This window comes from Paenibacillus sp. EKM10P (assembly GCF_011800655.1).
Classification (GTDB): Bacteria; Bacillota; Bacilli; order Paenibacillales; family Paenibacillaceae; genus Paenibacillus; species Paenibacillus polymyxa.
The window spans coordinates 1-208 of the sequence record NZ_JAALET010000155.1 but is presented as its reverse complement, the minus strand read 5'-3'; the positions used below and the strand labels follow the sequence as shown (position 1 = coordinate 208).

1 tRNA gene is annotated in these 208 nt (G+C 51.4%); it reads right to left on the bottom strand.

The annotated features are described in order from the left end of the window. Positions 1-39 precede the first annotated feature (39 nt). Positions 40-115, bottom strand: a tRNA-Ala gene (locus HFE01_RS26900). Positions 116-208: the final 93 nt, after the last annotated feature.

Sequence of the window (208 nt, the reverse complement as noted above, 5' to 3'; positions counted from 1 at the left end):
TTTCGGTATCCAGTTTTCAAGGTGCAATGATAAATCTTTTGGTGGAGCCAAGCGGGATCGAACCGCTGACCTCCTGCTTGCAAGGCAGGCGCTCTCCCAGCTGAGCTATGGCCCCAAAAGAAAATATAAAATTATATGGTGGGCCCTAGTGGACTCGAACCACCGACCTCACCCTTATCAGGGGTGCGCTCTAACCAGCTGAGCTAAG